The following is an 8375-nucleotide window of genomic DNA, read 5'->3' as shown; positions in this document are numbered from 1 at the left end:
AAGCCGCTTGTCGCGCAGCAAAACGTCTGAAAGGAACCAGACGATCAGTTCAGATGCATTGTCCAGCTTTGTTGCTTTTATAATTTCAGGAGATTTTTTGATCTCGATTTTAACTGCACCGTAGTCATCCTTTTTAGACTGACCTAAGCGATCGCGTCCGTTCAGTTGATTCCACCAACTGGCATCTTTCTGTTTCAATGCGTTCGCCAGTTCCCGTCGCAATCGTAGACAGGCTTGCAGATGAATTCCGGCAGGAATGGACTCGTAGCTGTATACACCGCCAACATCACTTGTGGGGCGTTGCACCTCGTCTTGAATGGTATTGTGGGTTTGCAGAACCAGGTCAACCCTTTCTGAGTAGGGTAAACTGCCAGGTTCACCCGTTGTAGATCCCAGATAACTGCCTGAAATTCGCTTCAGTTGTGCCTCCCTGGGTTCCTTCTCCTTGAGACGATTGTAAACTTTACCTTCCTTTAAACCTCCCCCCAGTTTTTGGGCAAAAAGTGCGAAGGGCACTGTCCGACCAGATTGACCATCAATCGCGATCGTTGCATTTGTGACTAGAAAATCCCCATGTGCGATCGTCCTGCCTAAATCAACTCCAAACTTACTCAGTTTCTGACTGACCAACCTCAGCAAATAGGTTCCTGGAATGTGGTCTAAACTCTCAGTGACATTACCAACGGTGCGCTTTGGGATAATTACTGGAGCAAGAGTTGTAATATCGAGCGCGACTTGAAGCCAGTCATCTGATTGAGCATATGGCTCTCCTGTAATCCTGATCGGTTCAGAGATAGATGGATCAGGCAGAGGGGGGGCATCAGGATTCTGTTCTAACCAATCAAGCCAAGGAGTGAGATGTTCTGTCATCCCATTAATTTGAACAGTTAGGCTGCATTTACCCGAACCGCGCCGCCGTTTTCCGCCAATTTTGTCAACTAACTTAGCGCCTGCTAGCAATAACGCATATGCCGCTGTTTTCTGTTTCTCTGTACTGGGCAGTTGAAGTTCACACTTGGCTGTTAAGGTACATCCTCCCCGCACCATTTCTTCGAGCCGCAAAAAGTCAGTTTTAGCACAGCCAGAACGAGTATCAATGCTAATTCCAGGCTTACCGAAAGTTATCACTGACTGCAATTCAGGCTTACTTGCCAATGCTTCAATTAGAGATTTAGGTAAATGAGCAGAGCGAATTGACAGTGCTGCCTCACGGGGTGCATTTTCTGTGACATTTTTTCCTAAAGCTGGTTGATCACCAAAAAGGTAGGTCACCCACTTTTGCCAAGAAGGGCGGGTGTGTCCCCGATCTTCCTCTTCATCCAGGGCTAAAGCCACCAATTCACAAGCATCCCGCCAAATTCCAGTCAGAGTCTTTGCTGGAATAAAGGGCAAATTGTCCTTGTCTCGCTGTACCAAGCGATCAATATCTCCAGCCCGCCCAGTCCCAGAACCAATATGCCAGTCGCTTTGCATTGTGATTAGGGCTGTAAAGGATGACTGGGGAGTCAATGGTGGGTTCGGTGAATTGGGCTTCCCAGAGGTTTTGGAACTGGAATTCGGCATACTCTTAGCTGGGGAGCGATGGGAATGCTGTTTGCTTTTTTTAAAGTTTTTCTTGTTCACTGCCCTAACCCTCAATTCCTAAAAAGTCAGCCGCATCAATCGCATCCAGTAATCGGGTCATGTAAATTCCAGATTCGGGTTCTTGCTGAAACAGGGAATCCGGATTTCCTTCAAAAACGCGGATGTCTTTATCATCAGAATTACTGCTACTGTAGCGATCGCGAATCAATAGATATCGGGCATCTGCTTGCTCCCGCTTACCTAGAAATAGTCCAGCTCTAAGTTCATGCATCTGGCTACTTGGCAGCTTACGCCGATTTTCTTCGTCCTTAGCGACAAGCGTTTGAACATTTTCTTTTAATGTTTCCCACCGATGAAACTCAGCCCAATCTGCTCCTTTTATTGCTAATGCCAGGTCGCTTTGAGGAGTCACTATATAGGGACGATTGACAAGATAAACCTCACTTCCATTCTCTTTACGCTTCAGCCTGTCACGAATCCTAGCAAGTTCTACAGCAGAACTGTCATACAGCACATGAAAATCCAGCGCTGAGCAAGGGTAAGGAATCAGCTTCTGAGGATTGGTGTCATCTGGCGTGAATATCCTCTCCTTCACCTGCTTAGCTGACTTCATCAACTTCTCTGCCAAGACATAACCCATTGATGTTGGAAAATGGGGCTTTGTAATGGAAATGCCTGCACAAGCTGACAATCGCCTTGTCTTCAGTGCTTTTTCGGCAATCTCTGGAATAATTTGCTTGTATTCCTTTAAATTTGCGATCGCTTCAGGAATTTCTCCTGCTGTCCATGTTTCCAGTCGCTGCAAAAAATGATGGACAAATGGCAGAGCGCACTTTCCATCACAGATAACGGTTAGATCATCTCCTCCCAAAATTAACGGCACCAGCGGGATTTCTAACGTTGTGTCAAGCTGCTTTCTGTTCTTAGTGTTTTGGATGGGCTTAATCGCATTTAGAGATTCAAGGAATGCCCGCTCAGTACAGATTTCAAGCGCAATTGAGAAACTTCTATACTTATCTACGTACTCGCGATCGCCACAGGTATATTTCTCAAAATTTAGGAATATCTCACCCAATCCATTACCATCTGCATGAATCACTGCTAGCCAGTCTAATTCCCGGTCAAACTTTTTTTGTAGCGCATTGACGGTAGCGAAGAGTCGAGTTGAACACCCATTATCTTTTAATAACCTGGTTATTCTTTCAAGCCCCTGCTCAGCAGTTGCCCGTTTGGATTGGGCAACAGTAGAAATAGGTTTCCCGTCAGAATCAACTTGAGAGGCTGGCAAGCCACTGGTTGTGCATTGGGCAACGATAGGAAGCTGGAGAAAACGTAGAGCAGGAGAAGGTTTTTGCGATCGTAGTACCTCAAACTCACGATGTACCCATTTATTTGCTTTTGCAATCCCTTGTGGCTCTTGTTTGTTAGCCCAGGTACTTTGCCACTCAAAAGGCTCTGAAATGACACCAGAAATGTCTAAACCTGGGGCAAAGCGCGTTGCTTTATGCGTAACGTATCGAATAATGTCTTTAGCAACTTCCTTATCTTTAGTTAAAAGCAACGCTTTGCCAGATGTGGCAATTACAACTTCTACTTTGACATCATCAGAGGACTCGATTGGTCGATTCTCATCAAAATCAAGTAATTTTATTCTAATTTCTTTGCTAGTTAAAGTCTTTTCATCTTCGTCAACTAATCTTCCAAGCTGAAGGCTTTGCTCTGAAGCACTTCTAACCTGATCGACTGCTTCCAGAACCCATTTAGTTCCTGCCCGATAGGTTAACTCAGAAGCTCCAATATTTTCTTTCAGCTTGTTTGTCGAAAAAATATAATTTTGATTCCCAGAGGTTTCAATTAAGACAAGGTACATTTCAGCCATTCTGCTTTACCCAATTAACAATCTTCTGTCCCAAAATTGGTAAATCCGATCGCCCAAACACGGCGATTCTCCGATTCCGGGTTGCCACCTCCAACTCCGATCGCAGTGAATCAGGGTGCTGATAGCAACAGACCAATGCAATTCGTGCTTCCGATCCTCCTAATTGCCGTGCCCGCACACTTGCCTCCATTAGCTTTTCCTTACACTGCGATCGACCTGTTGCTGTTGTGCAGGATAGGGCGAACAAGTGATATCCCTGCATAAACGCGACATCAAACTCAAACTTTGCCCAGTCCTGATAGGGTTTGAGAGGGTCACGGATATTAAACGAAATACGACTGTCATGAATATTCAGTAGTGGTGCAATTCGCTGAGCTTCACTGAGAGTGTAGTGTTCTAACCAAGTGCCATTTAGCCAAGCACAGAATTGAGTGATGCCGTTAAATCCTAGTTTAGGAGCTGCTTGTAGCCATAGTTCCTGAGTGTTGGCATGAAGATAGGCAGCGAATAAATCTTCGCGAATTACGGAGGGCAAAGAGGCGATCGCCAAGGGGGAAACCTTTTCGAGTTCCGCTTCGGTGCGCCAGTGGTTGTAAGCATCTTTCGTCTGAGGTCGCAATGTTCGATGGCACCAGTGTTGCCATGCTTTTCTCAGATCATGAGATTGATAAAATTGAACTAGTCTTGTCGCTGCTTCAGGCTGAATGGGACAATCACCTGGTGGATTGTTGGGCTGCCAGGACAGCCCGTGAAGACGAAATAGTTGTTCCAGAGTTAAGGGAGGCGACACCTTAAACCGAAGACTGGGAGCAACATCTTCGTCAATCATCAGTTCTAGTGTATTGGAATCCAGGTAGCTGAACTCTGCATTGGGTTGAACTGCTTCAATTGCTCGATAAGCATGAACCGCCATGACCTTTGTGCCACCCGTATAATTCATGCCTACCCGTCCTGTGAGAGGTTTAGCGATCGTCTGAATCTCTTGACGAATTACCGATGCTTCTGCATGGCTCTCACCCAGATTAATAAGCTCTGCTGGTTGAAACGAGGAAAATTCTTGAAGTACGTTTGCAAGATAATGTGCCTGCGCGTGAGTCCGTTTTGTGTGAATCAAATAAGGTACACCACGATCATTCAGAAGGGTTAACACAGCGATTAAATTGGGCAAAGGATTTTCACCCATTAATAGGAATAGATAGTGGCACTTGAAGTTCTCTATTCTGGCTAAGCTTTTGCTATTCATCCTTGATATCAATAAGAATTTATGGGTTGTGTTTAGCCATTTGAACCATCAAAGAAATGGGGATCTCTAGTAGCCAAAACACTCCTAGTTTTCCCTTCTCCCGCTAAAGCTCCGATCGTCGTTACAGGCGTTTATGTAATGCCCTGAATCGAGAGTGTTATGAGAGAAGTAGCCATTTAAGAAGACTCGATCGCATCGGGTTGCACCACACTCATTACTTTTTCCAATAGCGGTTCAGGCACATGGCACTCCTGCCCCCGAATCCAGGGTCCTGCAATTACCTCCAGATAGGGTTCTGTTCGCACAATTTCCAGACGTTCCTCTAGGACACTGTGAATGATGATCAGGGGGGTGAGTGAGGGACTGCAAAGGGTTTGCCAAGCCTTGATTCTGTTGGGGTCACGGCTAATTACAATGTAGTGCGTACATTGCTCTACAACAGGTAGCTTAATCGGATCAGGAATACCACCGACATCAACGAGTGTTAGATCAATTACCCGACGAATCTTTTCCGCTTCTGCTGCCCGATTGCGAAAAAACTCCTGGATTTTGGCATCCGATTCATCCTGATGGTGCAGTTTAAAGTTATTTTCGCGTCGGAGTTGCTCAACTAAATCCGTATTCTCGGTTTCATAGGTGTGATTGCCTTCTCCGTCCCAATTGGCACGGTAGATGTGCGTCTTTAGATTGAATTGACGTTGAACCAGATGACGCTGGAGGGCATGGGAAAACACACTTTTACCACTTTTCGGGGGTCCACCAATAAGAATGGCAGGCTGGGCAACTTGATTTAGTTCAAGCTGAATTGCATCACCAGGAACGTATTGCGATGTATGACTACAGACCACTACTGCTGATTGGGTGCGTAAATCATAAGTCGCAACCCAGGGAGCCGATCGACACTGATCGATCAGGCAGGCGTACAACCAAATGGGCGCAGATCCGAAAATAATCACCTCTTGCTGTAAGTCAAGCGTATCCGGTAGGGAGAGGGATTCCAGGGCATCCGGTTGAATACACCGCAGGGGCGCTAACAGGTCAATGACTAAAGTTTGACAGGGTTTGTGATTCGCGAGAAGCGTAATGACCTGGAGTTTGACTTCAGACTGGGATGCCAAGCGAATACTGGGTGGAGCAACCATTACCTCATCTCCTTTTACCGTAACGTCAAACGATTGGAAGGCAACTCGATCGGAAGTACCTGACTAATACTGACCGCATGGGTATGGGTGGAAACGACCACTCCGCCTAAACGGGTGTCATAGCAAGCCACCCAAGCACAAGGGTGGCACTCATGCACCAGATAGCCATACAGCCAAATTGGTCCTTTGCCTTCAATCACCACGCCTTGCTTAAAATCAAGGTTAGTGGGTAGGCATAAGCCTTTCAGGTCAGCGGGAGTAATAATGCCATCGGCAGTCATGATCTGAAAGTGCAGGTGTTGATAGGGAAGCCCGTCGATCGTTTGATGAGGAATAACTTCCAGTTGAATGGGGTGCATACACCGTCAACAGAAATGAGATGATGCTACTTTAACAGTGGGCTGGAAGGAGCGGCTTCCTAGATGAAGAAATTGGGTTGAGTTGAGAGGTTTCTTTAATGTCCAACACAATTGTTCATGCAGATACGGGCGATCGCTTCCCTGTCTTGAATGAACTGCGTCCGGATTTAGAGTTGCTGCGCTGGTTGGCACGCGGGTCACTCAAACAGAATCTACTGCGAGCGATTCGGCTTTGGGTATGGTTGCGCTGGCTGTATGGGGACGATCAAACGCTGAGTGATCCGTTTACCTTTGCCGACTGCCGAGGTTTGTTTTTTAGTGCTTCCCATCCGAAAGGCGAACAGGCTCCTGATTTGCACGATCCCAAATGTCCCTGTGCGCGAACGGCAGCTCAGTGGTTATTTAATGCTCAAATGGGTCTGTCAGAGCGAGAGTGGCGACAAGACCTCCAGCAATATGAAGCGATATCCAAACCGGATTTGAACCAGTTGTTGAATAGCCGATTGTTTGCCGTGACTCGTCGCTCCCTCACCGCAGACCTGCAAGAATTAGCCAAGCTGGGCTGGTTGCACTATTTAGAACGCGATCGCCACTATCGACGGGTAACTCAGTTTCCTGCTTATCCAGGTGCAAAGCAGTTGGCGAAGTTGTCCACCGTCCAGGCGATCGATCCTCTGGAACTCTTTCAACCTGACTTGGGAACGATTGTGCAAAACCATGCGGGCAATGTGAGAGGAATTCAGCGTTTCTTTCTGCATTTAGATTACATTACGCCATTCCATAAACTGGATCAGGTCGATGATTGGCAAGAGGAACTCCGCCAAGTCTGGCAGCAAGATCCCGTTCCACCCTTGCAGTTAACCTATCAGAGTGCCCGTCATCAAACCACTCTCACCCCGATTGTCTATCCAGTTTGTATTTACTATGCTCAGCGATCGGTTTACCTCTGTGGCTTCAGTCCTGAGTTATCGCATCAGTGGTATAACTTTCGTCTCGATCGAATTCAACACTGTTGTTCTCTGGATTGGACCGATGCCGCGATTCCCGCAGCATTGCGCCTCTTCTATCAGAAGGGGCAACTTCCAGACCCGTCGTATATTCAAATAGAACTCGATAAAGCCTGGGGCTTTGATTTCTATCTCCAACCGCAACAGATGGTGTTACGCTTTAACCGCGATTTTCACGATCGCTATATTGTCGATACCTTTCGGCATTCCACCTTTAAGGCAATCGATCGATCAAGGGTGATGCAGCTGATGCGACAACACAAAGATGGGGTGCAACGAGAGACCATGCTGCAAGTTCTCCAGATGCGATCGCTTAAGGATGCCTATTATCAGGTGTGCTACCGTGATGGCGATACGAATATTCGGCATCGGCTGCGGGCTTGGCGACCCCATGTAGAGGTTTTGCTGCCCTGGAGTTTACGACAGGAAATTGCCGAGGAAGTTCAGGCAGAATTTCAGTTTTATCACGGTGAATCATATGACTCATACTCCACTAACTGATCGCTTTGAACAAGCGTTAGTCCTGGCACATCGGCTTCATGCCAATCAAGTCCGAAAAGTAAGCGGTATTCCCTACATTGCCCATCTCCTCAGTGTCACGGCATTCGTTTTGGAAGATGGTGGAACTGAAGATGAAGCGATCGCGGCATTGTTGCATGATGCGATTGAAGATCAAGGCGGGCAGGCGATTCGAGCGGAAATTCAGACCCGATTCGGAGATCGGGTGGCAGCAATTGTGGAGGGTTGTACTGATTCAGCCACGGTTCCCAAACCTCCCTGGAAAGAACGCAAGCAGCACTATCTTGAAAACCTTCGAGCGGCATCGCCTGAAGTAGTGCGCGTATCGCTGGCAGATAAACTTCATAATGCCCGATCGCTGCTTAGAGATTGGCGAAAGTTCGGTTCATCAATTTGGCAGCAGTTTAGCAGTGATTCAGAACAAAGGCTGTGGTTTTATCAGGAATTAGTTTCGCTCTATAAAGCAGCAGATGCAGGGGGGATGAGTGAGGAATTTGCGCGAACGGTTGAAGATTTGCGTGATTTAGATCGCTTGAGTTTGCCTTGACCCATCTTTGTCTCTCGACAATAGGAGAGCATTTGATTACGATAGAGGCATAATTTTTCGCGAACCGAAGCGAGGGCGAAAACCCTGGGGGGTTT

General features: G+C 46.9%; 7 protein-coding genes. 2 read left to right on the top strand and 5 right to left on the bottom strand.

The window, feature by feature from the left end; genetic code table 11:
- The 5 genes from H6F80_RS05790 to crn3 (H6F80_RS05770) all read right to left on the bottom strand — a co-directional run.
- On the bottom strand, positions 1 to 1473 hold a 1473-nt coding region (locus tag H6F80_RS05790; protein ID WP_242067185.1), incomplete at its 3' end, for an RAMP superfamily CRISPR-associated protein.
- 154 nt (positions 1474 to 1627) lie between these two features.
- On the bottom strand, positions 1628 to 3463 hold the full coding sequence (locus H6F80_RS05785; RefSeq protein WP_190790644.1) for a hypothetical protein: 1836 nt from the start codon (positions 3461 to 3463) through the stop codon (positions 1628 to 1630).
- Positions 3456 to 4646 (bottom strand): Card1-like endonuclease domain-containing protein, encoded by a 1191-nt coding sequence (locus tag H6F80_RS05780; protein WP_518523527.1) that lies wholly within the window; start codon positions 4644 to 4646, stop codon positions 3456 to 3458. The genes H6F80_RS05785 and H6F80_RS05780 overlap by 8 nt, the downstream gene beginning before the upstream one ends.
- Before the next feature lie 236 nt (positions 4647 to 4882).
- Positions 4883 to 5848: a CRISPR-associated ring nuclease Crn3/Csx3 gene (gene crn3, locus H6F80_RS05775; protein WP_190790642.1), complete on the bottom strand. Its 966-nt coding sequence runs from the start codon at positions 5846 to 5848 to the stop codon at positions 4883 to 4885.
- A gap of 14 nt (positions 5849 to 5862) precedes the next feature.
- On the bottom strand, positions 5863 to 6207 hold the full coding sequence (crn3, locus tag H6F80_RS05770; RefSeq protein ID WP_190790641.1) for a CRISPR-associated ring nuclease Crn3/Csx3: 345 nt from the start codon (positions 6205 to 6207) through the stop codon (positions 5863 to 5865).
- Positions 6208 to 6305: 98 nt separating this feature from the next.
- Between crn3 (H6F80_RS05770) and H6F80_RS05765 the strand changes: the two genes are divergently transcribed.
- Together H6F80_RS05765 and H6F80_RS05760 are read left to right on the top strand one after the other, a co-directional pair.
- Positions 6306 to 7715, top strand: a complete 1410-nt coding sequence (locus tag H6F80_RS05765; protein ID WP_190790640.1) for a TIGR03985 family CRISPR-associated protein — start codon at positions 6306 to 6308, stop codon at positions 7713 to 7715.
- Positions 7693 to 8280 (top strand): HD domain-containing protein, encoded by a 588-nt coding sequence (locus tag H6F80_RS05760; RefSeq protein ID WP_190790639.1) that lies wholly within the window; start codon positions 7693 to 7695, stop codon positions 8278 to 8280. The genes H6F80_RS05765 and H6F80_RS05760 overlap by 23 nt, the downstream gene beginning before the upstream one ends.
- Positions 8281 to 8375 lie beyond the last annotated feature (95 nt).

Origin of the sequence: Leptolyngbya sp. FACHB-711 (assembly GCF_014695615.1) — a bacterium.
Classification (GTDB): domain Bacteria; phylum Cyanobacteriota; class Cyanobacteriia; order Elainellales; family Elainellaceae; genus Leptolyngbya_A.
This window is presented reverse-complemented; position numbering and strand designations above follow the sequence as displayed.